This window comes from Brevibacillus ginsengisoli (assembly GCF_050113715.1).
Taxonomy (GTDB): domain Bacteria; phylum Bacillota; class Bacilli; order Brevibacillales; family Brevibacillaceae; genus Brevibacillus_H; species Brevibacillus_H ginsengisoli.
Map to the genome: position 1 here is coordinate 122374 of NZ_JBNJQR010000009.1, position 25444 is coordinate 147817.

At 43.5% G+C, this 25444-nt stretch carries 27 protein-coding genes; 20 read left to right on the forward strand and 7 right to left on the reverse strand.

Features of this window, described 5'->3' with window-relative positions:
• Nucleotides 1-31: 31 nt before the first annotated feature.
• Nucleotides 32-709: an HAD family hydrolase gene (locus ACQCN2_RS18170; protein ID WP_426930354.1), complete on the reverse strand. Its 678-nt coding sequence runs from the start codon at nt 707-709 to the stop codon at nt 32-34.
• Nucleotides 710-923: 214 nt separating this feature from the next.
• Here ACQCN2_RS18170 and ACQCN2_RS18175 point away from each other — a divergent pair, with 214 nt between their 5' ends.
• Complete coding sequence (locus tag ACQCN2_RS18175; protein WP_426930355.1) at nt 924-1250, forward strand: thioredoxin family protein; 327 nt, start codon at nt 924-926, stop codon at nt 1248-1250.
• A gap of 1 nt (nt 1251) precedes the next feature.
• Entirely contained in the window at nt 1252-2025 is a 774-nt protein-coding gene (locus ACQCN2_RS18180) for a helix-turn-helix domain-containing protein (RefSeq protein WP_426930356.1), read from the forward strand.
• Nucleotides 2026-2051: 26 nt separating this feature from the next.
• On the opposite strand, the gene ACQCN2_RS18185 is transcribed toward ACQCN2_RS18180, so the two are convergent.
• A complete protein-coding gene (locus ACQCN2_RS18185; protein ID WP_426930357.1) occupies nt 2052-3089 on the reverse strand; it encodes a heparan-alpha-glucosaminide N-acetyltransferase domain-containing protein in 1038 nt (345 codons plus the stop codon).
• 211 nt (nt 3090-3300) lie between these two features.
• Between ACQCN2_RS18185 and ACQCN2_RS18190 the strand changes: the two genes are divergently transcribed.
• From ACQCN2_RS18190 to ACQCN2_RS18230, 9 genes are all read left to right on the forward strand, one after another.
• Entirely contained in the window at nt 3301-4572 is a 1272-nt protein-coding gene (locus ACQCN2_RS18190) for a helix-turn-helix domain-containing protein (RefSeq protein ID WP_426930358.1), read from the forward strand.
• 18 nt (nt 4573-4590) lie between these two features.
• Nucleotides 4591-4734 carry a hypothetical protein gene (locus ACQCN2_RS18195; RefSeq protein ID WP_426930359.1) on the forward strand — a complete coding sequence of 48 codons (144 nt, stop codon included), beginning with the start codon at nt 4591-4593 and terminating at the stop codon, nt 4732-4734.
• Nucleotides 4735-4867: 133 nt separating this feature from the next.
• Nucleotides 4868-5107 carry an aspartyl-phosphate phosphatase Spo0E family protein gene (locus ACQCN2_RS18200; protein WP_426930360.1) on the forward strand — a complete coding sequence of 80 codons (240 nt, stop codon included), beginning with the start codon at nt 4868-4870 and terminating at the stop codon, nt 5105-5107.
• Nucleotides 5108-5255: 148 nt separating this feature from the next.
• Entirely contained in the window at nt 5256-6314 is a 1059-nt protein-coding gene (gene desA, locus ACQCN2_RS18205; RefSeq protein ID WP_426930361.1) for a Delta(5) desaturase DesA, read from the forward strand.
• Between the two features lie 67 nt (nt 6315-6381).
• On the forward strand, nt 6382-7518 hold the full coding sequence (locus ACQCN2_RS18210) for a sensor histidine kinase (protein ID WP_426930362.1): 1137 nt from the start codon (nt 6382-6384) through the stop codon (nt 7516-7518).
• Nucleotides 7515-8114 carry a response regulator gene (locus tag ACQCN2_RS18215; protein ID WP_426930363.1) on the forward strand — a complete coding sequence of 200 codons (600 nt, stop codon included), beginning with the start codon at nt 7515-7517 and terminating at the stop codon, nt 8112-8114. Before ACQCN2_RS18210 ends, ACQCN2_RS18215 begins: the two co-directional genes overlap by 4 nt.
• A 215-nt stretch (nt 8115-8329) precedes the next feature.
• Nucleotides 8330-10774: a nitrite reductase large subunit NirB gene (nirB, locus tag ACQCN2_RS18220; protein WP_426930364.1), complete on the forward strand. Its 2445-nt coding sequence runs from the start codon at nt 8330-8332 to the stop codon at nt 10772-10774.
• Nucleotides 10775-10822: 48 nt separating this feature from the next.
• Complete coding sequence (gene nirD / locus ACQCN2_RS18225) at nt 10823-11170, forward strand: nitrite reductase small subunit NirD (RefSeq protein ID WP_426930365.1); 348 nt, start codon at nt 10823-10825, stop codon at nt 11168-11170.
• Between the two features lie 47 nt (nt 11171-11217).
• Nucleotides 11218-12048, forward strand: a complete 831-nt coding sequence (locus ACQCN2_RS18230; protein ID WP_426930366.1) for a formate/nitrite transporter family protein — start codon at nt 11218-11220, stop codon at nt 12046-12048.
• Between the two features lie 57 nt (nt 12049-12105).
• Here the strand turns inward: ACQCN2_RS18230 and ACQCN2_RS18235 are convergent, their stop codons facing one another.
• On the reverse strand, nt 12106-12990 hold the full coding sequence (locus ACQCN2_RS18235; protein ID WP_426930367.1) for a LysR family transcriptional regulator: 885 nt from the start codon (nt 12988-12990) through the stop codon (nt 12106-12108).
• 147 nt (nt 12991-13137) lie between these two features.
• Here ACQCN2_RS18235 and ACQCN2_RS18240 point away from each other — a divergent pair, with 147 nt between their 5' ends.
• From ACQCN2_RS18240 to ACQCN2_RS18260, 5 genes are all read left to right on the forward strand, one after another.
• Entirely contained in the window at nt 13138-14391 is a 1254-nt protein-coding gene (locus ACQCN2_RS18240) for an MDR family MFS transporter (RefSeq protein WP_426930368.1), read from the forward strand.
• A gap of 122 nt (nt 14392-14513) precedes the next feature.
• Complete coding sequence (locus tag ACQCN2_RS18245; protein WP_426930369.1) at nt 14514-14882, forward strand: hypothetical protein; 369 nt, start codon at nt 14514-14516, stop codon at nt 14880-14882.
• A 185-nt stretch (nt 14883-15067) separates the two neighbouring features.
• Nucleotides 15068-15994 (forward strand): phosphatase PAP2 family protein, encoded by a 927-nt coding sequence (locus ACQCN2_RS18250; RefSeq protein WP_426930370.1) that lies wholly within the window; start codon nt 15068-15070, stop codon nt 15992-15994.
• Between the two features lie 138 nt (nt 15995-16132).
• Nucleotides 16133-16564 (forward strand): NUDIX domain-containing protein, encoded by a 432-nt coding sequence (locus ACQCN2_RS18255; protein ID WP_426930371.1) that lies wholly within the window; start codon nt 16133-16135, stop codon nt 16562-16564.
• 148 nt (nt 16565-16712) lie between these two features.
• The gene (locus ACQCN2_RS18260) at nt 16713-17375 is read left to right on the forward strand and encodes a CPBP family intramembrane glutamic endopeptidase (RefSeq protein ID WP_426930372.1); all 663 of its coding nucleotides are present in this window, start codon (nt 16713-16715) and stop codon (nt 17373-17375) included.
• A gap of 222 nt (nt 17376-17597) precedes the next feature.
• On the opposite strand, the gene ACQCN2_RS18265 is transcribed toward ACQCN2_RS18260, so the two are convergent.
• On the reverse strand, nt 17598-17927 hold the full coding sequence (locus ACQCN2_RS18265) for a DUF3817 domain-containing protein (protein WP_426930373.1): 330 nt from the start codon (nt 17925-17927) through the stop codon (nt 17598-17600).
• Nucleotides 17928-18035: 108 nt separating this feature from the next.
• Entirely contained in the window at nt 18036-19331 is a 1296-nt protein-coding gene (locus tag ACQCN2_RS18270) for a hypothetical protein (RefSeq protein ID WP_426930374.1), read from the reverse strand.
• Nucleotides 19332-19542: 211 nt separating this feature from the next.
• Between ACQCN2_RS18270 and ACQCN2_RS18275 the strand changes: the two genes are divergently transcribed.
• Nucleotides 19543-20121, forward strand: coding sequence for a GNAT family N-acetyltransferase (locus ACQCN2_RS18275; RefSeq protein ID WP_426930375.1), 579 nt, complete (start codon nt 19543-19545; stop codon nt 20119-20121).
• 128 nt (nt 20122-20249) lie between these two features.
• Here the strand turns inward: ACQCN2_RS18275 and ACQCN2_RS18280 are convergent, their stop codons facing one another.
• Nucleotides 20250-20345: a YjcZ family sporulation protein gene (locus ACQCN2_RS18280; protein ID WP_426930376.1), complete on the reverse strand. Its 96-nt coding sequence runs from the start codon at nt 20343-20345 to the stop codon at nt 20250-20252.
• Nucleotides 20346-20593: 248 nt separating this feature from the next.
• Between ACQCN2_RS18280 and ACQCN2_RS18285 the strand changes: the two genes are divergently transcribed.
• On the forward strand, nt 20594-21052 hold the full coding sequence (locus ACQCN2_RS18285; RefSeq protein ID WP_426930377.1) for a GNAT family N-acetyltransferase: 459 nt from the start codon (nt 20594-20596) through the stop codon (nt 21050-21052).
• A gap of 46 nt (nt 21053-21098) precedes the next feature.
• Here ACQCN2_RS18285 and coaA read toward each other — a convergent pair whose 3' ends face one another.
• Nucleotides 21099-22046, reverse strand: coding sequence for a type I pantothenate kinase (coaA, locus tag ACQCN2_RS18290; RefSeq protein WP_426930378.1), 948 nt, complete (start codon nt 22044-22046; stop codon nt 21099-21101).
• A 188-nt stretch (nt 22047-22234) separates the two neighbouring features.
• Here coaA and ACQCN2_RS18295 point away from each other — a divergent pair, with 188 nt between their 5' ends.
• Complete coding sequence (locus ACQCN2_RS18295; RefSeq protein WP_426930379.1) at nt 22235-23563, forward strand: WG repeat-containing protein; 1329 nt, start codon at nt 22235-22237, stop codon at nt 23561-23563.
• Between the two features lie 136 nt (nt 23564-23699).
• The gene (locus tag ACQCN2_RS18300) at nt 23700-25391 is read left to right on the forward strand and encodes a methyl-accepting chemotaxis protein (protein WP_426930380.1); all 1692 of its coding nucleotides are present in this window, start codon (nt 23700-23702) and stop codon (nt 25389-25391) included.
• The last annotated feature ends 53 nt before the right edge of the window (nt 25392-25444 follow it).

Below are 25444 nucleotides of genomic sequence, written 5' to 3' on the forward strand. Positions count from 1 at the left end.
ACCCTCCTTTTTTGCACCAGTATTACCCTAACTATCCTAGATTTTCATTTTCTTCAACCATTAATAATTTTGTCTTTAATTCTTCTACAGCATGAACAATACAGGTTGGATTTAATTGTCGTAATTCATCCATTGATCCATAGCCATAAGTTACTCCGATGGAATCAATACCCGTATTGTTTGCTCCGATGATATCGTATTTCCTATCACCGATCATAATAAAATCTTGCCTTTCATAATCTTTCATCTCGTTGAGGATGTGCTGAATAATTTCAGTTTTCGATGCTCTTGTTCCATCAAGATTACTTCCGACGATAAGGTCAAAATATTGATCAATGTTGAAGTGTTGCAATATCTTTTCAGAGAAAACAGTAAGTTTGGAAGTTGCGACAATTAAGACCTTTTGTTGTTTTTTGAGTTCTTCCAAGAGTTGAGGTATCCCTTGGTAGAGGACGTTTTCAAACATCCCTTTATCTTTATATCTTTCCCGATAAAATTCGATCGCAAGCTTTGTTTGTTCTTCATCAAAAGAATAAAATTCAGCAAACGATTCATGAAGTGGAGGCCCGATAAAGGGTTCCAGTTTATCTAAGTCAGATTCAACAATCCCCATTTTCTCCAAGGCGTATTGTACAGATTTTGTTATTCCGATTTTAGGGTCTGTCAGTGTGCCGTCTAAGTCAAATAGGACGACCTTGTAATTGTTCATTCATCTATCTCCTTTCATACTTTCATTCAACAAATCGTTAACATGATTATATCCTGTTTAGACACTTTTTTTAACTCAGACCATTACCGTAATAGAACGACTATAGGGGTCGTTTACTAGACAGAGGAGTAAGGATTAAGTAGACTACAACTACTATGATTGAAGTTTCAAAATAGCTGCCAATAAGAACAAAACAAAAGTGATGGTGGATGATATGAAGGTATGTACTGAACTGACAGAGATAAAGGAGTCTATCAATCATCATAAGATCAGCTTATTGTTCATCAAGATGGCCCATTGCGGGGTGTGTGATGTGGTTTTCGCCAAGACGGAGGAGCTGCTCAAAAAGTATCCCGAAATCAATCGTATTGCCGCATCCATTGAAGAAACACCGGAGCTTGCGGGGGAGTTTCTTGTCTTTACAGCACCAACGATTTTGTTGTTCGCAGGTGGCAAAGAGGTTCTGCGTCAATCACGCTTTGTCATGTTTAACGAATTAGAAGATACCTTGAAGCTTATCAATGAACCGCGAGGATACTGAAATGAGCGAACAAATAACCATCAGTAAGCTTGCAAGACTAATGAATGTTTCCACTCATCAGATCAGGTATTTTGAGGAAAAAGGAATTCTCTTCCCCGAGAACATTGAGGAAAATGGGTACAGAATGTATGGGGTGAAAGACATTTATACACTTGCCCATATTTTGCTTTTGAGAAAATTGAATATTCCGGTTTCCAGCATTAAGGAGTGCCTTACGGATTATACACCTGACGATTATACGCAGTTATTTCATTCGTCTTTAGAGCAGCTCAACGAACAAATAAACAATCTGCTGGAATTAAAAAATTTAACCATCGGGATGATCCAAAAGCTAAGTAAGGCTGATCAGTCAAAGGATCAATATGTGATCAAACCTATTGAAAATCGTACGCTTAAACAAATTGGCAAAATGAATCATGACGAAGAATTATCAGCAAAACAATTCTATGACCTGATGAACGAACCAAATAATGCCTCGGGTCTATATGAGACGGATATCATTAGCCTTTATGATCATGAATATGTGTATCTGTGCATCGAAGCGGACGGAACCAATATGGATGGTACGCATCAACTAAAGGCCGGAAAATATCTATGTTACGGTTTCCTTGCGAAGGATGAGAAGGATTTTGAAAGCCAATTGAACCAATTCTTTGAATACGCACAAACACATCAAATCAAGCTGAAAGGAAGACTTATTGCCATAGAAAATACAATACTATCGATTTGTTATAACAACGAGGTATACTGCGAGCTGCAAATGCTAGTTGAATAATCGTAAAAAAAAGCTGCAGCCTATTGCTACAGCTTTGGCAGACAGCTTTTCACACGTGTAAATTTTAGTAAAAAACTGGTTATGAGTACGACGAGGAAACCAATGAACATCGCCACATAATCGGCCATTTGATGGGCGCCTAAGAGCAGAATACTCCACCCGAATAGTACCCACTGGATGATGTAAATTTCTGTGACATGATAACTCCAGAAATAAATGACGCGTAAGACTTGGTGGAAGCCTTTTTGATTCAATAGGGTAACCAGGTAATTCGTGAACATTAGCCATACAAAGATAAAGCTGATCATAAGAAAATGAATACTCAACCCACTTCTATAATAATCACCCACAGGGAAGAACGGTAGTGTTGCAAGTCCGATTGCACCTAGAATTAAGCTTCCCCAAATCAACTTTTTCTTTACCGGTTTTTCCAGTGTTTGGCCCGGAAGATTGTTACTAGCATACATCCCCAAGAGAAAATAGATCCCCCAAGGAAATAACGGAAAATCTGTATGGACACCAGCGCCCCAAAGAGGATCCCATAAAAACAACTGATGATTTAATCCCCATAAGCGCGGAGATACAAGTAGTAGGACAAGGATGAAGGTCGGTAGAATATAGACATGCTCCGCATACTTTTTCAAACCAGAGAAACATATCAGCGATAATCCAGCCAATTGAAAAATGTCTACGACAAACAATAAAGCGAAGGGATCACTTTCAGAATCATAAGGTCCGCCAACTAAAACTAAAGGAAGCGTAAACCTTATGAAATTTAGCACGTACCCAAAAGCAAATAATTTACAGCCGCGAATCATATTTTCTTTTACACTCTTCTGAGATCTGTTTGTGAAAATGCCCATAATGAATATAAAAACGGGGGCAGCAGGTGCCGTTCCTAACAAAACAAACAAATTGCCTAAAAGAGTAGCGCCCTCTCCAGAGGTTCTTTCGTGTAGGATCATTGCATGTTGCATAATCATAAAAAATACGGCCAGTCCTCTGGCAAAATCAAGATAATAAATACGTTTTGAATTTGCGTGTTGAACAGAATGATGCTCCATTGTACACACCTTCTTTACGGAGTTGTATGATTTTCAAGCGGATTGATTGTGCTTAGTGTAGACCTTAGGTCAGACCTAAGGTCAATAGTGGTTTTGTTTTCGTAAACAATAAAAACGTTCAATTTTTAGACAATTTACAACATAATAGACTGGTGGTAGCATCCTAATTAGGAAAATAAAGTAAAAAGAATGGAAGTCGTGGGTGAGTTGCGTGGTAGAAGCGATAATGTATACAACCCTGGGAGAATTGATACGACAGAATAGAAAACAAGCCAATCTTAAATTGTCTGAATTGGCCACCAGATCAAAAGTCAGTAAGGGTGTTATTTCAAAGCTTGAAAACGGTGAAACCAAGCGCCCTGAATTAAAAACGATTCTTCCAATTGCAAAAAGCCTAGCCATTCCAACTGTACAAATCATTGAATACTATATTGATATAGACGAAAGACCAGAAGTCCTAGGCGAGCTTTTTATGAAAGCGATCGAGCTGTCCAATTTAACATTGATAGCGAAAGTAGCGTTGAGGTTTCTTCAATCTACTCAAGAGGAAAGCTATAAGTTGGTGGAACGTTTATACGATATGACCAGCGCCGTTGAGGAGACTGCCGTTAAGTTAACGGTATATGAGTTGATCATCAAATATTCCAGGGAGCACGGTATTCAAAAATACCTGGCAAAAAGCATGTTTCAGAAGTATTTAATAGAGCGGGATGATTTTGGCAGATTGCAGGCAACCTATCAATCGGCCAGGTACCTGTTAAACTACGAAGAGTTTTTATCATCTGAGGAACAAATCCTCATGAATTACAAGATAGGGGTCCATGCGTATAACCTGAGGCTGTTCGAAGAGTGTATTAAGCTCTGTAATCACGTCCTTACAAAGGACAAGACTACAAGCAGAATGAAAGCAGATGCAACACTAGCAATCTGCGGCTCCTATTATTATTTGGGAGACTACAATATGGCTGAAAGCTACCTGGACATTTTTAATACCTATTCCTATCATCATGTAAAAGAGAATGTCCTCTATTTAAGAGGAGCGATTGATGGGAAAAGAGGGAATGTCGCAATGGCCATCGCCCAGCTTAAAGCCTCTCTGGGAGACTCTTCAGAGAATACAGCGATTCATATTGTGAATGAGCTATTAGAACTTTACTTGCAAAATAATGATTTTGACCCTATAGAAGAACTCTTAAGCCTTGAAGACAAAATAATCGATATCAAAATCTCCACTCCATTCAAAAAATCAGAACTAGCGTATTTCTATAAACTCAAAGGTGATTTCTACAAGAAAAAAGGTTTGTATAACCATGCGATTGATTGCTATTTAAAGAGTGCTTATGATTATGCCAAAATAAGTGATCACTCACAGAGTTACAAATGTGTCAATCAAATCTTAAGTTTGTGTACAAATGAAATCGCTGAAGAAAAAATCCAAGTTTTACAAAAAATACAAGAAATGTATGGTATACTTGGAAAATAATTACAAAGGAGTGATACTATGAAAAAGTGCCTTTGGAGTCTATCAGCTTTGCTAACAGCATTTGTCTTGGTGGTTGTTCCTCTCTCTGTTCAAACATCAGATGTGAAAGCCTCGAACACTGCTACTTTCAGTAAGGCTTATGGTCCTGATCCAGGCTGGTAATTGATTCGTGAAGAACGCTCTCGGAGCGTTCTTTTTTATTGGAGATTTTAGTCGAAATATGTAAAACGTTTCGAAGTATCTTTTGGGGAAGAAAAAAAGGAACAAACTGTAAATTAAAGGGTAGAAATGTGGAATGAAAGGATTGCTGGTTTTGTTGGATATTCTCGAATTACAAAATCATTCTGGGAGCGCTATCCCAGACCAAAATACTCTTAAACAGACTATTCATCAATTAAAAATAGAATTGAATCATTTGGTCAGCGAAAGAGGTCTATCAGATGATTCAGTTTTAAAGCTTAGTCAGCTTTTAGATACATATATTGTGGAATATCAGCTTCTCAATCACAAAGCCAAGAGCCGATTAAAAGGTTGAAGGACCTCCCCAACTATGACATTTGTCATACCCTCGACTTGACATTTATGACTACATAGATTCGAAAACGCTTTCTATAATATGGAGAGGAGATAGCGTTGACGTTTTAAGAACGTTCCCTGCGCGCCATATTGAGGAGGAAACATCTATGGAACAGCTGAGCATTTCCCAATTAAAAAAGAAAGTCGCCCCTTATGAAAAGACGGATGCGAAGACTAGTATTCAACAGCTTTTCAATACCCTTCTCCCTTTGTTTGCACTGTGGTATGTGGCTTATCTTAGTTTATCCGTTTCGTATTGGCTAACTTTACCTATTCTCATTGTGACTGCAGGCTTTATGATCCGAAATTTTATTATTTTTCACGATTGCTGTCATCAATCCTTTTTCAAGAGCCGTCTTGCCAATGATATACTCGGCACCATTACGGGTGTCTTATCGATCGTTCCGTATGAACAGTGGAAGAATAGTCATTCCATCCATCACGCGACGAGCGGTAATCTGGATAAGCGAGGCGTCGGGGATATTTGGGTACTGACAGTCGACGAATATATGGCTTCACCATTATGGCGCCGAATGGCTTATCGGATTTATCGCAATCCGTTCAGCATGCTCGTAGTTGGGCCTTTCTTTGTTTTTGTCCTGCAATACCGGTTTAATGTAAAAGGTGCCAAGATGAAGGAGCGTTTGAATACTTACTTAACCAATGTGTTAATTGTGGGTTTGTATACGCTGTTGTGCTGGGCAATTGGATGGCAGGCGTTTCTGATGATTCAGCTCCCGATCTTTTTTGTCTCTGGTATGCTTGGCATTTGGCTGTTCTATGTGCAGCATCAATTCGAGGATTCTTACTTTGAAAACGAAGAAGAGTGGAGTTATGTGAAAGCTGCTGTGGAAGGAAGCTCCTATTACAAGCTTCCGAAGGTTTTGCAATGGCTTACAGGGAATATCGGGTTTCATCACGTTCATCATTTGAGCGCAAAAATACCGAATTACAACCTGGAGAGAGCGCATAATGAAACACCGGCGCTTCAAGAAGCAACGACGATTACGATTGCAACTAGTCTTAAGTCGCTTCGTTTCCGTCTGTGGGATGAGCGCAACAAGACGTTTGTCAGCTTTAAAGAGATCAAACAATTGGCCGCCAAATTACCTGATTCAATTGCGGAGAATATGAATCATCCTAGTCCGAGCTTGGAAGGAAAATAATAAACCTGACATTAATCGTTCGTTCATATACACTTACCTTTAGTGGCATAGAAAAAGGTGAGCAAATATGCAAAAGTGGTATCAAATTCTTCACAAAAATACGGGTCTAAGCCCTTATGTGTGGATCGTCTTTTACATCCTTCCGTTTTATTTTATCTTTCGGTCATCTTCAACATATGAAATGGTAATCGGGATCTTCATGATTGTCCTATTTTTTGTCTGCTACGTACTTTCTTTTATTTCTAAAGGGTGGCAGATTTATTTTTGGACGAGTGTGCAAATCGTGATTTCCATCGCCATGACCATGATGTTTGGCTACGTCTATTTCTCGTTGTTCCTGGCGTTTTTTATCGGGAATGTTCAGAACAAAATTGGTTTTTTTACGTTGTATTCCATTCATCTGATCAGCACGCTTGTCGCGATTAACATTGGCTTTATCTCGAAGAATCCTTTATTTATTACTCAGCTGCCTTTTGTATTGGTCAGTCTGTTCGCCGTGATTCTCCTTCCCGTTACCACCTACAACCGGATCAAGCGGGAGAAACTGGAGGGACAGCTGGAGGACGCCAATAAACGAATCGCTGAGATGGTTAAACTGGAGGAGCGTCAGAGAATCGCGCGAGATCTTCACGATACGCTCGGACAGAAGCTTTCATTGATCGGACTGAAGAGTGATTTAGCTGGTAAATTAATTAGTAAAAATCCAGATCAGGCCCAAGTCGAAATCAACGAAATTCGCCAGACCGCCAGAATCGCGCTGAAGGAAGTAAGGGAAATGGTCACGGAGATGCGCGGAACGAGGTTGGAAGATGAGATCTTTCGAATCAAGCAGATATGTAAAGCGGCGAATATCGATTTTATCCTCGAAGGAGATCCGAATCTTACCAACATCTCCCTGATGTTAGAGAATGTGCTGAGCATGTGTCTGAAGGAAGCGGTGACCAACATCGTGAAACACAGCAGTGCTTCAGCTTGCTCCATTGTGATCGAGCCATCCCGCACCGATCTGGAGGTCAGGGTGAAAGACAATGGGGTCGGCTTGACGAAAGAGTCTGCTTGCTTTAGAGGAAACGGACTGCGGGGCATGAAAGAACGGCTTGAATTTGTAAACGGAAGTATGGAAATCATTTCTGATGAAGGGATGACGGTCGTAATAAAAGTGCCTAACGTCCTCAACCAACCGCAAAAAGAGGTGGGAGTATGATTCGAATTGTAATTGCTGAGGATCAGCGAATGCTGCTTGGAGCTCTAGCTTCCCTGCTGGATTTGGAAGAGGATATGGAGGTTGTGGGTAAAGCCACCAATGGCGAGGATGCCGTAAAGCTGGTACACCTTCATAAGCCGGATATCTGCATCATGGACATTGAGATGCCGATAAAAAGCGGATTGGAGGCTGCGGAGGAATTAAAGGGATTTGGCTGTAAAGTCATGATTCTTACGACTTTTGCCCGCCCTGGATATTTTGAACGAGCAATCAAGGCTGGTGCAAACGGTTATTTGCTGAAAGACAGTCCCAGCGAGGAATTGGCTAGCTCCATTCGCAGTATTCTAGATGGTCGGCGCATCTACTCACCTGAGCTGGTAGATGGAGCCTATGGTCAAGAAAACCCGTTGACCGAGCGCGAGAAGGAAGTGTTGGTCTTGGTCGCCGAAGGCAAAAATACGAAGGAAATCGCCAGTCAGCTATTTATTACAACTGGAACGGTACGCAATTACATTTCGGGAATCCTCGATAAATTGAATGTCAGCAACCGGATTGAAGCGATTAAGCATTCAAGAGAGAATGGATGGTTTAAATAACCGAATAGATGATCGTTGCCCAAACCCCTTGTGAATTCAAGGGGTTTTTTGTTATTCCGTCCTCATTTGCCTCACTGAACCAACTATTCAGAATAAAGGGACAAACCAGCGAATGTGTTTATTAGTGATTTTGATCACTATCCTTCCCCCTGCCCCACGCTATGATAAACACCGTAAGAGAATCATTCTCACGCAACAATGTGGAGGGAACATCTATGGAACAGCAACCAGTGAAAAAAAGACTAGTCGTGATCGGCAACGGCATGGCTGGAATCAATACAATCGAACAGCTCCTGAACCTGACTACTTCTTATAAAATTACTGTAATCGGCAGTGAGCCGCATCCCAATTACAACCGAATTCAATTATCCTACGTATTGGAAGGCAGCAAAACCATCGAGGACATCATCTTGAATCCATTGGAATGGTACCGTGAACACAACATTACGCTATATACGGATACAATTGTGACACGTGTGGATACTGAACATAAAGTGGTGATAACTGCGTGTGGGGTGGATATCCCTTATGACGTTGCTGTTATTGCGACAGGCTCCAAGCCGTTCATCCTGCCGATTCCGGGTTCGACTTTAGAAGGTGTCGTTGGGTTTCGTGATATACACGATTGTGAAAAAATGCACAAACTTTCTCGGAGCTTTAATCAGGCAGCAGTGATCGGAGGCGGACTGCTTGGATTGGAAGCAGCTAAAGGTCTTGTCAGCTTGGGAATGGAAACGACTGTTGTGCATTTGACAGATACCTTAATGGAACGACAACTGGACGCGACAGCAGGAGAGATGCTGAAGACCGAGCTGGAATCTCAGGGTATTCGCTTCCTGATGGGCACAAAAACCGTTGAATTGTATGGGGAGGATCGGGTGGAAGGGCTTCGTTTTAGCGACGGAACCGAGCTTCCTGCTCAGTTGGTTGTCATGGCCGCTGGAATTAAACCCAATACGGAGGTCGCGAAGGAAAGCGGACTTACGGTAAACCGTGGCATCGTAGTGGATGATTGGATGCGGACAAGTGCTCCTGATGTGTACGCTGTCGGGGAATGCGTCGAGCACCGTGGAGAGTGCTATGGCTTGGTTGCGCCACTGTTTGAGCAAGGTATGGTGTTAGCCAAACACTTGAGTGGTCTGGAGATAGCACCGTATGAGGGCTCTACCGTTTCAACCAAGCTGAAAATCTCCGGTGTAGATGTATTTTCGGCCGGAGAATTCCTGGAAACCGATGAGCATCGGGTCCTGAAGCTGCATGACGACTGGAACAAGATCTACAAAAAAGTCTTGCTTCGCGACAATAAAATCGTCGGGGGCATCCTGTTTGGCGATGTGAACGAATCGACGCAGCTGGCCAAATTGGTCAAACAGCAACAGGAGATGACCAATGAACTGCATGCGCAATTGTTCGGAGGCGGTTCTGAATGCTGCGGAGGCAAGAAGACGGCGGCAGTTGAAGCAATGGAAGATGACGAGATCGTGTGTGGTTGCAATGGGGTGACCAAAGGACGGATTGTACAGGTCATTCAGGAGAACGGATTTACAACAGTAGATGAGATTAAGGCTTGCACGGGTGCAACTCGCTCGTGTGGCGGCTGTAAGCCATTGGTGGAACAGATTCTTCAGTATGTACTCGGGGACGGATTCGATTCAGCGGCAGCTAAATCTCAAGGAATTTGCGGTTGTACGACACTGTCCCGTGATGAAATCGTGGCTTCTATTCAGGAGAAGCACCTGACACATGTGAAGGAAGTCATGAATGTGCTCGGTTGGTCACAGCCAGAGGGGTGCTCCAAATGTCGTCCTGCTCTGAACTACTACCTTGGCATGATCTGGCCAACAGAGCATGAGGACGAGCGGGAATCCCGATTCGTCAATGAACGACTGCATGCCAACATTCAGAAGGACGGTACTTTTGGCGTGATTCCACGCATGTATGGCGGGGTCACCACACCAGCAGAGCTGCGGAAAATTGCGGAGGTAGCGGAGAAATACAACGTGAAAATGGTGAAGGTGACAGGCGGACAGCGGATTGACCTCTTAGGCGTCACCAAAGAAGATTTGCCGAAAATCTGGGAAGAGTTGGACATGCCGTCTGGATACGGCTATGCCAAATCGCTTCGTACGGTGAAAACCTGCGTCGGTTCGTTGTTCTGTCGCTTCGGTACACAGGACTCTGTGAACATGGGCATAGAGCTGGAGAAAAAATTTGAGCGTCTGAATATGCCAGCCAAGTTTAAAATGGCGGTCAACGGATGCCCTCGCAACTGTGCCGAATCTGGAACCAAGGACTTAGGGATTGTCGGTAACGATGGTGGTTGGGAACTGTATGTGGGTGGTAACGGTGGAATTAAAATGCGGGCTGCCGACCTTCTCTGCAAGGTAAAAACAGATGAAGAACTGATGGAAATCTCGGGAGCCTTCATTCAGTTGTATAGGGAGAGCGGACAATACGGTGAGCGGACCTCAGAATGGGTGGAGCGCATGGGGTTGGAAAACATCCGTCAAGCGATCGTCGATGACGTGGAGAACCGCAAAGCCTTGAATGAACGAGTAGAGCTAGCGATTGCCCAACTGAGAGATCCTTGGAAGGAAGTTCTGGAGGATGAAGGGTTGCGTGAACAACTCTATGAAACGATTACCGTTACGAACAAATAAGTTTATTGAACAGAAGACATCGATACAGAGGACTTGGAGGAAAAGGAAATGAGCAACCAAACTGTTGAAAAAAAATATACCTTTATTGAAGCAGGGCGTCTTGCCGACTTCCCGCAGCAGTTAGGCAGACAGCTTGTAGTGAGAGGATTCGATATCGCGATTTTTCGCACGGCAGACGGGAATCTGTATGCGCTGGATAACCATACCCCCCATCGGAAGGGCGGCCCTCTCGCTGAGGGAATCGTCAGCGGTCACTACCTGTATTGCCCTCTGCGTGACCTCAAAATCTCGTTGGAAACCGGATTGGTACAGGAACCCGATACGGGAAGCGTAACAACCTTTCCCGTTCGAATAGAGGACGAGTGTGTTCTGATCGGCATTCCGCAAGCGGGGTAGTAATAACGCGTCAACAATTTGTATAACAGCCTGGGAGTGAACATCACATGTATAAAGAATCAATTGAAACCGTTATTCAGAATACCCTTAAGCGAAAAGAACTGTTGGATCAAAGCTTGTTCCGCTATCTAGTGTCGGCTGGAATGGCCGGGGCATATGTTGGCCTTGGAATTGTACTGATCTTCTCCATTGGGGCACCGCTGTTTGCAATCAAGTCTCCCGTGACGTCCATTGCGATGGGGGCATCGTTCGGGATCGCACTTACGCTGGTTATCTTCGCAGGAGCAGAGCTGTTTACTGGAAACAACATGTATTACACAGTATCTACGTTGGCCGGGGCAACCACGTGGAAGGATACGGCGAAAAACTGGTTTTGGTGCTTCATTGGGAACCTCGCTGGCGCCATGGTGTTGGCAGGACTGGTATATGGTACAGGTATCTTTGATGGCATCAAGCCCAATCATTTGCTTCTGAGTGTCGCCGCGAAAAAAATGAATCTCGGTGTCGCAGAGCTGTTCTTCCGCGGGATTCTGTGCAACTGGTTGGTTTGCTTAGCGATCTGGACCTCGCTTCGCACTAAGAACGAAGCGGCCAAGCTGATCCTAATCTGGTGGATGCTGTACGCGTTTATCGCATCAGGCTACGAGCATAGTGTGGCGAACATGACTGTCTTGGGGCTCGCGCTGTTGCTCCCACATCCAGAAACCATCTCCATCGCGGGCTGGTTCCACAATATGATTCCGGTCACGCTTGGAAATATCGTGGGGGGTGGGCTCTTCCTTGGAGGACTGTACTGGTTCGTTTCTCCTGTAAAAATGGGACGAAACGAGAAGGCCGACCTACTGTCCGATGGTAAAATGAAAACAGTGGCGAGCTAAGCAAATGACAACAAACGACAGACATGACAAAAACCTCAGGGCAATCCCTGAGGTTTTTTACCATTTCTCATCTTTATACTGACTTACCCATTTTTCCACGTGTTCCATAAATAGTTTGCATGCGGGCGAGATCGTCTTAAAGTTGCGAGCAGCGATTCTGACCTTTCTGCATTTTCTCGGGGAGAGGGACAAAAGCTGAACTCGTTCCAAAGCGACAGGCAGAGCTAATTCTGGAAGAAGCGTGACGCCAAGCCCTTCTTGCACCATCTCCAGAATGGTGGTCGTTTCGCGGATCTCAAACTGAACCTTGGGTTGGAGGTTCTTCGAGGAAAAAATATCTTTCACCATCGTTTGGCAGCCTTCTGCGGGCATAATAAACGGTTCATCTGCTAGTTGGTCGATTAGTAGATGCTTTTCATTGGCCAAGCGGTGATCTTGTGGTAAAAGGACCATGATCTCTTCATTGAGTAAATCAAGAGAGTCGAGCTCTTCCAGTTTGGTCGAAATAAATCCTAAATGGATGGTGTCGATGAAAATCCAGTTTTTAATTTCGACATTAGAGCCTTCTGTGACGATGACTTCTATCTCGGGATGTAATTTGCGGAAGGAACCGATGACTCTGGGTAACCATTTGGAAGAGACACTCGAAATACAGCCGATTCGGATGATCCCCTTCTGTTTTTGATTCTCTACGGCGACTTCTTGAATCATCTGCTCTTGACGATTCAGAATTTCATGCACATGGGTCAATAATTGTTCACCGATTTTGGTCAGTGTAATTCCATTGCGATTCCGTTTGATCAAGATCGTTCCTAACTCCGATTCAAGCCCCGAGATGGCATGGCTAATCCCTGGTTGCGATATGCCTAAGAATTCTCCTGCTTTGGAAAAGCTCTCGAGTTCCGCTACCGCTCGAAATACCTGCAGCTGAGTAAAGGTCACCTGAAACACCCTTTCATGAGTAAAAGCTTATAGTAGATATTCATACTATTCATTTGACGAATAAATATACGGATACTATACTGACAACAAATTACTCCTTTGGCCAAAGGATACATTGAATAATCAATGCGTCGAGGAGGAGTATTCATGCTCACCAGCTTCCTATCGCGAATGCGATCGATCCTCCCGCGAATGGATCTATTGGCGTGGAGTGTCATTATCGGTACTTTTATGTCACGAACGGTCTTTTTTATGACCATGCCGTTTTTGGCGATTTTTTTGCATCAGACCAAGGGGTTAGATTTGAGCATTATCGGAGCTATTATCGGAATCAGTCCGCTGGTATCTACCTTTGGCGGTTTTTTTGGCGGGATACTGTCTGATCGTATCGGGAGATTGACCGTAATGATCATGGGTTCCCTTCTCTCTGGATTTGTCTTTTTGGGCTTTGCGGTAGCCGATTCGACAATATTCTTCTTTATGCTGAGTGCGCTGAATGGATTTAGTCGGTGTCTCTTTGAGCCGGCAGCCCGTGCTTTATTGACCGATACAACCCCGGCAGAGCAGCGGTTAGCCGTATTTAATATTCGGTATTTTACGATCAATATCGGTGCAGCCGTCGGACCGATCCTGGGAGCTTATCTGGGAAGTTCCCATTCAGCCTCGCCTTTTTATATAACCGCAGCAATTAACTTTATCTATGCTTTTTCGAACATGGTATTAAAACAACGGTACAATCAAACGATCCAAAATACGCAAACGGAACGGATCGCGTTTTCAAAAGCTTTTCAAGTAATTGTAACAGATAAAACATTCCGGTATGTACTATTGGGCAATATCCTTGTGTTCTTTGCCTACTCGCATATGGCATCTACACTTCCGCAATATATGGGAAATTCGCCCTTGTTTCCCAATGGTGTCGCCGAGTATTCGATGGTATACTTGGCGAATCCTCTTACGATCTTAACCCTTCAATATCCGATCATACGATTCGCCAATCGCTTTGCTCCCATCACGGGAATACAGCTTGGGAGTATATTTTTTGCTCTAGGACTGCTTGGTTTCGGAGTGTTTCATCATCCGCTGTTGCTAATTTTGTCAATGGTGATCTTCTCAATCGGTGAAATCCTTTGCTTCGTGCTTACCGAGGTCGTGATTGGTCAGCTTTCACCCAATGACTTGCGGGGAACCTATTATGGAGCAAGTGAGTTTAAGTTTTTGGGGGCGAGCATAGGTCCGGTTATAGGTGGAGCGTTGCTGCAGAAGCTCGGTTATCAACAGGGGGCGCTCATTTTCGGGATATTGATGGGGATTTCTTTGCTAGCCCTTCCAGTCTTCCAGCGAAGCCTGAACTTGCAGAGGCGTTCTAGATTTAAGCAGAATGTGAAGTTGGATTGTTAAAACTTGGGCATCTAATACGGATGATTTGAGCTTTTGTCTAATGAATGATTCCGCCTGTGTACATATAGTGTAGAGTACCCTTGCGAATGATTCCTCAAGTCATAATGTAGGAGAGATTAACCGTGCCCAATGGACAGGTAACGATGGTTAGTTTACCGTACCCATCACAATGGGTGATTAACGCGAGTATAGGTAGGAGACCGACTAATTTGGGAACCCTGCGTATTCATAGCGTGACTGGTAACAGCGTGAATGGAGATGTTAATTTCCGTGGGGCTTTTCTTCCCATTCGTGGACTCTGGAATGAGAGCAACAAACAATTGACGTTCGAATCACCCTATGCTTCCTTTGTTGGTCAGTTAACAAGCTTCGATGAGCCAGCGATAAGCATGAGGCATTATATTTTAAGTGGCAGGGTAGCGATGAAACCTCCCTCTATCCGAGCGGGTGAATTTGGTACGTGGACGGCTACCTATAACATTCGCATATGAAAAATGGTTACGTGAAAAAATAACACCACAATGCCCTTTTCAACATAGGCTGAAAAGGGTATTTATAATGGGCGACAGTTCGACTTTGGGTTTTTCTCAAAATTGACTCTGGATTAAGTTTGTTGGACAAGTTAGGATAGAATCTGGTATATCGAATTGTACGCAACAGGAAGGGGAAACATTGATTGTTGTTACGTAATTATTTGCAGCCTTTGCTTATCTTGCTTACCGCATTACTGGTCTACGGGATTATCAAAGTAGATCACTGGGATATTTGGTGTGTGCTCGTTCTGGCCCTTGCGTTATATGGTATAAAAGTCGACTCGAAGAAAATAACGTGGGGTCAATTTTTACCCGTGGGCGTATTTGTTCTGACACTTTTTTACGTGATTTACAAGTATGCCAACCCGATGTGGGATCATGTGCTGTCCATTGAACTGAAAAGCGTCCATCACATTTTTCATTGGAATGAGTGGTTTCGCTCGATTCCATTCAACGACGGATCGCTCTTTCGCTTGTGGCAGCCGGATTGGTTAACGGCGTATTTAAAATGGGCGTATCGATACGGCTTTGCTCTTTCTTTCTGGATCTGCGTAATTCGTGCCTTTTTCACGAAAGACGTCAAGAAGATGGGGCTGTATTCACTCGCTGGTTATTTATTGCAGGTGCCGTTGATTTTGCCGTTTTATAATACGGTCTTCTTGCAGGAAGTATGGTATGTTCTGGGCCAACCAGACATGCTTGCACGACACTTTACGCCAGCGGAACAATTTGCTGTCTCACTCAATTGCTTTCCAAGTATGCATACGTCCATTGCGTTTGCCGCTATTCTGCTAGTGTCCAGGGAAAAAAGCAAATGGTATCGCACGATTGTTACCATCTACTGTTCATCGATTATCCTTGCCACCCTCTATTTAAAAATTCACTGGATGATCGATGTAGCGGGCGGGATGCTGTTCGCTTACCTGGTTGTCAAGCTCGCAGATTTCATTGTCAATTCAAGAGTGTACGAAACGATGATGAGCAAGGTGGAACAGTTTGGATTAAAGCTGCAACAAACCAAACTGGAGAATGGCGCACCAGCACCAGTAGTTGGCGAAGAAGAATATTAAGCTGCAAAAAAAAGAGGGGATTCCCTCTTTTTTTTTGTTCTCTAGCTCCACAATGGACCTCTCTTCCTTGTACATGGGAATGTTCCTTTTCCATCGAGAGTGTTACACTGAAAGAAAATAGTGGATAGGTGATCAACCATGACGCAACTGCGAGTGCCTCGTATTGGCGTAGGCGCAGTAATCCTCAATGAAAAAAATGAGATTCTATTGGTACTAAGAAATCGCGCTCCCGAAAAAGGAACCTGGAGTATCCCGGGAGGCAAGGTAGACCTTTACGAGATGCTGGAAGATACCGTGGTTCGTGAAATCAAGGAAGAGGTAGACCTGGATATTCGGGTGGAAGGTTTTCTTTGTACGGCGGAAACCATAAAGCCTGATCATGAGGAGCATTGGATCTCGGTGATTTATCGGACAAGCGTAGTAGAGGGAGAGGCACGCAATATGGAGGAAGGCGGAGCTATTGGAGAGATCAGGTGGTTTTCTCTTGAGGAGTTGCCTGAGAATCTCGCTTGCTTCACCGTTCCAGCCATCCAAGCGATACATAGCAGTGAGAGAACCCTTTCCAGATGATTGGAAGGGGTTTTTCATCATCTTAGGGAATATCGGCTTGGTGGCTTCTTGTACCTGGATCGAGGTACCAGGAAAGGTTGGTACTAGTGGAAGGTGGATGCACCTAGTACAATGAGACAGGAAAAATCCAAGACTTGGTGGGGATCGTATGGGACTTCTTTTACTCTTACTAGGACCAACAATCATGATTTTTATGGGCTTGCAAGTATTTAGCAGCGTGCCGTTGACGTTTGTGCTTTTTTACGGCTGGCTGTTCCTTGTTCCAGTTGTAAACATGCGATTTGTCCAAAAAAATACGTGGGGAGAAACAGCAAAAGCACTTGGCTTATCCGGTAACAGGAGAAACAGTTATTTGGGCATTGCATCTGGCCTAATTTTTGGGTTGTCGATTATTCTTTCGGGGTATTTCTTTCATACATCCTTATTTGATCTGGCGAATCTAGGAGATCTGTTGAGTAGATGGGGTTTCTCAGGGAATCTGGTCACAGGATTGATCCTCGTATTAATCGGGATTAACCCCTTGCTTGAGGAAATTTATTGGAGAGGCTATCTGTATCAGAAGCTGGAGGGCAGGTGGGGAAGTCGAGTGACGATTCTTCTTACCTCGTTGTTTTACAGCCTCTATCATCTGTTGTCGGTGATTCCGTTATTTAACTGGCCTTATAATTTGCTGGCTATGCTCCCTGTCTTTCTAGCCGGTGTGTTCTGGGGTTATATGCGAATGGTGAGCCGAACACTGGTAGGTTCTATATTTAGCCATATTCTGGGGGATTGCGGGATTATTGGGGTGTATCTGCTGTTTATAAAGTAAAGGGCGTATTCGGTGTGAAACCTCTCGTTTGTGTGGGGGGGTTCGACAAGTCTCATCTAATTCTTGTTGTTATCAGGTAGAATATGTCGAACTCACAGACAATCCACAGATTTTTGTGGATAAGTCAGAAAATTTGTGCAAAACCCCAATAAAAAAACCCACCTTCCAAAAGATGGGCTTAATCAGCTGCATAATATGTAAGCTTATGTCCAACACTTTTTCCTACGCATCTCGCCGCAGACGCGCATCCATAACAAACGGACCAAATGGAAGCAGCGCAGCGACAAAAGCGCCAAGGATGCGTTGAAACGACCAGCGATACTCTTTGGTCACGAAGCCAATCGCCAGCAGATAGAGAATAAACAGGATGCCGTGAAGGATGCCAATGTATCTGACAGCTTCCGGTAAATCGGCAAAGTACTTAAGCGGCATGGCGATTCCAAGCAGGACCAGAAAAGAAATACCCTCACTAAAACCAATCACTCGAAAAAAGGTAAGCGAATTTTTCAAGGTAGGAACCTCCTTTTTTGAAAATATTGGGAATGTGTACATTATAACTTTTTTACGTTGTGAATGCTAAAAAGTTTCGTTTAAAGTATAAACAAAGAGGGCGTCCCCAAGTGGCAAACTACTTGTGGGACACCCTCTTTTGGCGTTTGTCTATCTAACTAATGTACGATTAAGGATCTGTAGGAAGTCATCGACGTGCTTGTTTAATTTCTCAGACTCTTCTTTTCCGTGCAACTTAGAAGCAAGTCGCTTTAAATCGGTATCGGAGATTGATTTCAAGCCATCTTTAACTTTATCTAACAATTTATTCAGCTTCTCGAGAGAGATTGTTTTATCTCCTTTGCCCAAGGTACTCTTTTTAAACAATTTATCGAATTCACTTTGTAGATCAGCATTGTCGAATTTGATGCTAACCTTTTTCTTTACGCCCTTAGCATCAACTAAATAGAATGCCGATTTATCATCATGACTAGTGGCGTCCTGAATCATGAGTTTGCCTTTATATGTGCCGACGTTGATCTCAAATGGATGTTTTCCATAATGAAAGAGATCTTCTGGATTTGTTTTTTTCGGTGGGTAGTTCCTAACGTTCACCTGCTGATGGATCATATCACTATAACGTTTGCCTAATGACTTGATTTTATTTTGGAAGGTTTCCATCAGGGTGTCCTTAATACCGCTCGGTAATCCATCTAGTGACCGGGACAGAAAATCAAGGGGACTGTTCAGCCAATTATTCATATCAGTTACATAACGATTGACTTTTTCATCTGTAATGAAGCCTTGTTCATCGTGAATACTGTTCTCGATCTCTTTCATGTAATCTTCCGAATCAGCGGTAAAGGCTTTTTCGAAGTCTGCATAGAAGCTCTTGGCGGCAACATTAGCCGATCGATTATCACGGATAAGGGTATCGATTCCCTGCCATAAACTCGTTCCAATTCCTTTTGCGCCAAACATGAGTTGATAGTCTTGTTTTATGTAGGTATTGGCTTCATCGAATGTTGCCGGATCTAAGAGAGCTGAAGTAAAGGCATCATTGATCTCGGAAAACCGATCCGCTAACCACTGATAATGTTGGTCTCGAAGCTGAGCAACTTCCTGCTCGGTTATCCCATCTCGATCTTGATCTATACGATCCACGATAGAACCTATGTACTCCTTTGTGGCCTGACCCAAATACTCCAGCCACTCGGTATTAATCTCAGAGGGTACTGTGGAGGTTGGAATAAATCCATTCGTGCTCGTAGTGGCAAGAGTAGCCTGTGGTCGGGAGTATAGATAAGAGGTTGGTGTACTGGAAGCTGAATCACTGCCCTTTTCATAGACAGCGACTACTTCTTGTTGAGTGAGTGCCGACTCTACTGTCGTGCTTGTCTGAGGAGATTTGGTAAACGTAGAGTAGGATCGAGTAATGGTGGGGGGAAACAAAGAATGGATTCTCACCTAAATCGCTCCTATCTGATGCAAATAAACAAAAAAAGTAAACTACTCTAATTCTACTGGACTTTATTTTGTATGATCAAGTTAATTTAAACAAAAAATATTATTTGAATCTACCAACTTATCTGATAATTTACACACAAACAAATTTTCCCTATCTCCTGTCTGGAAAAGTATGATAGGATTTCTATGGAGAAAGGATGGTTGAGACTTCATGATACGTCCAGCTAGACCAGATGACAAAAGAGAAGCGGCAAGATTGCTACTTGATGCGATTCATGACATAGCGTACACATTAACAGGGGCTTCAACGGAACCGGAAGTCCTTGAGGGTCTTCAATATTGGTTTGTCCAACAAGGAAATCGGATAAGCTACGAGAATACCTTGGTGAAAGAAATCAATGGTCAGGTAGTTGGCTTGGTAGTTTTTTACCATGGTCGAGCTGCCGAAATGCTAGATAAACCAATTGTAGAGAGACTTCGCCGTTTATTTCAGAATCCAGAGATCACTATTGATAAAGAGGCGGATGAAGATGAGTGGTACATTGATACCCTATCTGTCTCTCCTGACTACCGTGGTCGAGGTATCGGATCGGAATTAATTCAAGCAGTTGAAAACCACGTGAAGCGTTTTGATCAAGAGGATGGCAAGGTAGCTCTCAATGTGGATCAAACCAACGAGAAGGCTCATCGATTATATAGAAAATTAGGGTTTGTGGCTGATAAAGAAATTATGATTAATAATCACCCGTATGCGCATATGGTCACGTATCTGATACAACCTGTTCGCTAAAACTCTTTCTTCACGAGGGGATTACGGGGGAAAATAAAAAAGTTGAAAAAAGGGCTCGCATACGCTTCAGCCCTTTTTTCATATGTGTTGTGTTTCATGTAGGTCGGTTGAGATGAGCTGAAAAGGAATTAGTTTTCGCTTGCGCCAACGATGACCAGCAGGATGAACAACACAAGGATCAAAACGAACTCATCTTCGAAGCAGCCGTTGAAAAGGGAACTCATAATTTGGATCATTCCTTTCAGGAGGAGTTGAATTGGGTTATCCCTTAACAACATATTCCTTCAGGGGGGAATGCGTAATGTGCATTCGCCTATTTTTTTGAAAATAATTATTCATCCATCAGCAGAACCACCAACTCAACATGCGACTCTAGACTGTCGGCGTATGATTACTGAACCCGAATCTCTATACTGGAGCTACAAAATGGTTTACAATATTTTGTAATTACAGAGAAAAGGTGGGATCACCAGTGATAAAACGATTGTTAGTAGAGGAGCAGGAGACAGCGAAGAGAATATGGGAGCTTCAAATTCCATCCTATGAAGTTGAAGCGAACCTGATAAACTTTTTCGAAATTCCGCCATTGCGTGAAACTGTAGAGGATTTGCAGAAGTGCGGTGAAATCTTTTATGGGTTGTGGATGGATGATGAACTGGCTGGAGCTATTTCTTACAAGCGGGAAGAAAATACGTTGGATATTCATCGCATGATGGTTCATCCAAGACATTTTCGCAAGGGAGTTGCCAGTCGTCTGGTAGAGTATGTAGAACAAATAGAGGAGGGAATAGAGGAAATTCTGGTTTCCACGGGATCCAAGAATACCCCGGCCGTAAACTTGTACAAGCGTTATGGCTTCGAGCCAATCGGTGAACTTGAAATAGCCCCGGGAGTTAAGCTCATGAACTTTAGAAAAAGGTTGGAGAAGTGATCGGAACTCAAGCGTAAAAAAAGAACAGGTCAATTGAACCTGTTCTTTATATTTTACGAAGATGAATATTAGAGACGAGATGATTTTTCCCTTTTTCCAAAATGAGGTCAGCGCGGTACTTTGTTGGCAAGATGTTTTCGACCAGATTCAACGCGTTGATTTCTCGCCAGATACCTGCAGCAATCTCAGTAGCTTCCTCATTCGATAGATTAGCATACCGATGAAAATAAGATTGCGGGTTGGAGAATGCTGTGTGGCGCAAAATTTTGAACCGTTCAACATACCAGCGGAAAATGTCTTCCTCATTCGCGTCTACATATATGGAGAAATCAAAGAAATCCGAGACAAAAACTTGCGGAATGTGTATGGAACGACTATCCGAATCGGTTTGCAAGACGTTAAGGCCCTCTACAATCACAATATCCGGCTTCTCTATCACGAGCCTCTCATCAGGGAGAATGTCATACGCCAAATGGGAGTATACCGGTGCTGTTACTTTCGATTTGCCGGACTTGATATCTGCCAAGAATTGAATAAGGGCGCGAATATCGTAGCTCTCAGGGAATCCTTTTCGCTTCATCAGACCGCGTTGCTCCAAGATGCGGTTCGGGTAAAGGAAACCGTCTGTGGTAACAAGAGCTACCTTGGGATGATTGTGCCAACGAGATAACAAGGCTTGTAGAATTCGAGCCGTCGTGCTTTTTCCAACCGCTACGCTTCCGGCAACTCCAATGATGTAGGGAACCTTCTCGGTCTGATTGCCCAAGAACAGGTGAGTAGCGCCGTACAACTCCTGCGTTGCTTCAACATACAAGTTAAGCAAGCGGGACAGGGGCAAGTAAATTTCAGTAATCTCTTTGAGAGAGAGATCTTCGTTAATCCCTTGAAGGCTGGTTACATCTTCTTCTGATAGTGAAAGCGGAGTCGCTTCCCGTAAACCTTCCCATTTTTCCCTAGTAAAGTTAATATAAGGAGAATAAAATTTGGTGGACATGAATAAATCCCCTTTTCGAGATTTGTACGAGCATTATAACATAGATGAAGAATAAGTAACATGTGACAAGGTGTTCAACCGCACTAGAAACCCATGAACCTTGACTAGCCGTAGGAAACATTTGTCATGTACCCTGCGTCATAGGTACATCAGATGGATTTCACAATTTAATGAATGAGGGGGATTCCATGAAAAAAGTAATTGGGTTGACCGTTGCGTGTTCACTTTTATCAGCGGGTTATGCTAGTGCTCATACCCAGCCGGTGATGCCTTTACAAGAAGGCAAGCAAATTGCTGCCCCTATGCCTCCGCTGCAAGATTTCCCCGTTCCTAAGCTGTATATCATCGGTCAGGATAATCATTACGGATATATTAATAGTAAAGGGAAAGTCATTGTAGAGATGAAATATCAGCAGGCAGGGCAATTCTCGGAGGGGCTTGCCTTCGTCGCGAAAGAAGTTAATGGGCATTTAAAATACGGTTTTATCAATGCGAGCGGCAAAGAAGTGATTCCGTTGCAATATGACTACGCGGCTGATTTTCACGAAGGTTTAGCCCTCGTAAAAGTTGACAATCAATTCGGATATATCAATAAACAAGGAAAAATGGAAATTAAACCTGCCTATCACAATGCCAACAGCTTTGTGGAAGGAATGGCGCTTGTTGTGACAGAAAACGACAAAGGCTGGCTTGAAACCAGCTACATCAACCATGCTGGCAAAAAGATGGTTTCATCGTCGCAATTTTCCGCTTTGGAGGATTTTGATCTAGGTGTAGCCAAAGTCGAATTGTACAACCCAATCTTAAACATTCCTGCCTATATTAATCGATATGGAGAAATTATCTGGAAACAGAACCTCAAGGATATTCGGGTGCTCAAACAGGACAATGCGCCGAAGATGAATCAGGCATTTACGCTGCCGTTGCCGTCTAATGATTGGACGAAGAAACTGCAAGGACTAGATGCCCAAGCAAAAGCGCTCGAGCAGTTAAGCCCGAATGTCAAGGTCATCCTCAATCAGTTTGCGCCATCCGACTATCTTCAACAGTTGGGGCTTAACGAAGCTCAGATCAAACAGCAAGCAGGACTCGTGATGGCAAGAGATGTCTCTATTTTGTTTTACGAAAAGCCAATCCGAGGTACTGGAGCAGTGGCGGCAACCCAACAGCAGACTGTGGGAACCTGGAAAGCTCGCCTGTTCTACCTCGTAGATTCAAAAGGAAACGCGAAATCTTTCTTGTTCGAGAGAAATTATCATAGCACCGATCCGCATGACGGGGATGAAGAAAAAGCTCCGACAGCAGAAGAGAAGCGCCGAGACGAGGTAACCTCTAAGCTATACGAGTTTCTGTATCAAAAGTATGTCACAGAAGTTAAGAAAGCGTTGAATCTTCCCGCCAGTGACAATTGGACATGGGAATACAACAATGGAACCTTGTTGCTTCAACAAGCGGATGGTTGTGGAGAAAGTGCGGAGACATATCGATTCATACCAGCTAATCTCCCTGTTCAGTGAGTTGTACGAATCCCCAAATATACGACGAGTCAAAAAGCACCCCACATTTGATAACGGGTGCTTTTGACGTTTTTTGACAAATTGTAACAACGGCTTGTTACAATGTACCCATCAGTGTCAAAAGGGGTCGAAAAAAATGAGAAGTTCAATACGTTTTAAACTGTTCAGCGGATTCGGTATCGTTCTTTTACTTCTGATTGTTATTTCCTGTATGGGTTATATTCAAGTGAAGAAGGTTGATCAAACCTATAGTCATTTAGTGGAAGAAGATGTAAAGCAATTGATCATGACCAAGGATATGGAAGCGAACGCCATCAAAATGTCTCGGGCTGTCAGAGGGTATTTGCTCATGGGAAAAGAGTCCATTACAGCAGAGTACCAAGAAGCTCGTGATCAGTTCGTGAAAACTCAGCAAGTGCTTGGACAACTGGAAGCTTCTTCGGAGGAACAGAAAAAATTCGATGAGATTACACAGGCGCTCCATGATTATGAGGAACTAGCAAATCGGATGTTCGAGTTGAAAAAAGAGAATAAAAATAATGAGGCAGTTGAGATCGCCCTTAATCAAGGATCGATTAGCAATAAAGTACTGATTGAGAAACTGAATGAGCTACTTCAATACCAGCAACAAAAGCTAGATAGCGCCAGCGCGGAGACATCTTCAACTGTATCTACCATTTTATCCTATATCCTTATCTTAAGCTCCATTGCGGTGATTGCGGGGATACTGGTTTGGCTGATCATAAGCCAGGTAATCTCTGCCCCGATTAAAAAGGTAGCGTTCATTGCAAGAAGTATAGCCGAAGGGGACCTAAGAGTTGCCGATATTCAGGTGAAGAATCGAGACGAGATTGGAGATTTGGCTCACTCGTTTAACCAGATGAAAGGCAATTTAAGTGAGTTAATCAGTAGCGTTCATCAAGAGTCGGAACATGTTGCGTCAGCATCAGAGGAGCTATTTGCTGGAACGCAGCAAGTTACGGCATCCTCCAATGAAATTGCCCAAACGATGCAAGGGGTAGCACAGGGAGCAAGTGCCGCAGCACAATCTGGAGAAGAGGTTGCGCGTAGTATGGAAGCGACAGCGGCGGATGTTCATCGAATTAGCGAATCGACTGCTTCTGTATCGGAATCGGCTCAATCCACAATGCAGGAAGCGGAACAAGGAAATCAAGCCATTCAACGCGTACAGCAGCAAATGAGCATTATCTCTCAATCTGTCCAGTCATCGGCAGACTTAATAAAGCAATTAGGCCGGCAATCTGAAGAGATTGGCCAAATTACCGAAGTGATCACTCAGATTACGTCTCAAACCAATTTGCTGGCGCTGAATGCCGCAATCGAGGCTGCGCGGGCGGGCGAACACGGTCGAGGTTTTGCCGTTGTTGCGGATGAGGTGCGTAAGCTTGCCGAGCAGTCTAATCATTCTGCGGAACAAATCGTTCTTTTAATCCGAGATATTCAGCAAGGGACGACGAATGCGATTCAATCGATGGCAAGGGGGACTCATGAAGTGGAGGAAGGAGTCACTTTGATCCAGAACGCCGGAGAGTCGTTTGGAAACATATTGTCCGCCATCCAAAAAGTTACGCAAGAGCTTCAAGAGATCTCTGCCGCAACAGAGGAAGTGTCAGCTAGTACGGAGCAAGTTACGCATTCAGTCGATGGAATGTTTCAAGCTGCATTGGAAGCGGCAAACCATACACACACCATTTCGTCAACGGCACAGGAACAACTTGCAGCGATGGAGGAAATCAGCACAGTGGCCGATTCTTTGAGCCGTATGGCTACGAGTTTGCAAGAAACTATCAAACAATTTAAGATTTAATGAAATTTTGACGGCTGAGCTAATCTGGCTTGGCTTTTTTGGTAGCCAACTGT